A 1,803-nucleotide genomic window follows, 5' to 3' on the forward strand; every position below is an offset into this window, starting at 1 on the left:
CTATTTTTTAAAATACTAAGAATAGAAAAAGATTTCATACCTGTTGAAAGGTTTGACAATGATAGTTTCTTATTACGATCACTATATGGAATTTCATAAAAACTTTTCCTTCCATTTATTGAAATATTACCATCTATAACCTCTTTCAAAATAGCATTAATCATCTCATCATTTTTCTTTTTTGAAAAAACATTTTCATCCGAATTTGTTTGTTTTAATAAATCAATAAGATATGATTTATGATTATAAGATAATTTCTTACCTCCCAAATATATTCTAATTGATTCAGAAATCTCATCAATAACTGTAGGATCATCTATGAAAATTGGTCTAACAAACTCTCTGTTTATATTAATCGTTGATGCTTCTCTGTCTAATACATCTTCTATGAAAACAAGCTTCCCACTATTATTATTAACCTCTGTAAATGAAATTGTTGATTTTAAATTATTAGATGTTAAATTAGAAATTTGAGAATTGAATTCATTGTTAAATACCGATTGCAACATTTCAAATTTCAAATTATCTTCTTTTAGAATATCTGTGTCTAATATCTTTTTAATTTCTTTGATACTCATTCTAATAAGAATATCATCTAAATCTACTTCCATTTCTCCTTCTAAATTTCCCGTTGTTAGACTTTGTGTTATGACGGTTTCTTCTAAAGAATTAATGATTTTTTTTAGTTTATTAGAAAAATTAATACTTTGATTTTCAAACTCTTTTTGAGAAGTAGGATGCTCTTCGAGCATAGAAATGATATACGACATATTATCAAGCAATGCAGTTGCTTCTTCCGCAATTGCTAAACTTTCTTCATCTAATGAAATTTTTTTAAGTCTGTTTAACTCATTATCTATGATATTTAACTTTTGCTTGAATAATTTTATATACGAACTTTCAGCTAAGCTCGTGCCGATAGCATATAAGACTCTCCCCACCGTACTTTTCCCCGAACTATTAGATCCAGCTATTACGGTTACACCTTCTATTTTTATATCTGCGTTAGCTATTATTCCTATATTTTCTATGTTGAGAATAATTTTAAACACACCCTCTCATAAATTAATGTTTTCTCAAGTTGTATTTCTTTAATTTTATATGAGTTATTTTAAAAAAAATACAGTGTTTTTTCGTGTTTATTCGACATTTACACTACAAACACTATAAAAAATAGGTGTTCCAGTGAATTTGTTTTTATAATGGCTTCTAAATGTTGGATCTGCCCCATTTTTGAATTTTCCCCTTAGAAACTCCATTGCTTCATCTCCAACTAGCTCTAATGGCTTCTCTAAACCCTTAGAACAGTGGTAAATCTTTTCCCCTAATAAACGTTCATCTGCGCTAGCTTTATTCATGTACTTCACCATATATCCTGTGATTTTAGAAATATCATAAATATCTTTTACCTCTGCTTTCCCTAAGCCCCATTTCTCCTCTAAAACTCCTTGCGTTATATCTAGATTAACAATCATATGATAATGAATCGCTCCTCTTTCTTGAAACTCTATTACATCAATAAATTTAAGCTCTTCATTTTTACATAATCTACGCAATTTTTTCTTGAAGTTTTTTAATGCTTTATTGGCTTCTTTTACATCAGTTATATTCTTTTCAAATGTTAAAGTAATGAATTTATCGCCGTTAGAAAAATTGGCTTTGATAAGTCTTTTAACAGTATTTCTAGCTCTGATATTACTCTTAGCTCTTGATTTTAGTCGTTCTTCAGGTGTCTTGTTGTCATTTTTAGAGTAGCTACGTCTGTATTTACCTGTATCACTACTTGATAAATCTCTTAATTGG

General features: G+C 28.5%; 2 protein-coding genes. Both read right to left on the minus strand.

Features of this window, described 5'->3' with window-relative positions; all coding sequences use genetic code 11:
* A partial coding sequence (locus QI30_RS18760; RefSeq protein ID WP_126992081.1) for a hypothetical protein occupies positions 1 to 1,052 on the minus strand: 1,052 nt, incomplete at its 3' end.
* Between the two features lie 87 nt (positions 1,053 to 1,139).
* Positions 1,140 to 1,803: rolling circle replication-associated protein (locus QI30_RS20580; RefSeq protein WP_158621076.1), on the minus strand; the 664-nt coding region annotated here is incomplete at its 5' end.

The organism is Candidatus Kurthia intestinigallinarum, assembly GCF_003991225.1.
GTDB lineage: Bacteria > Bacillota > Bacilli > Bacillales_A > Planococcaceae > Kurthia > Kurthia populi.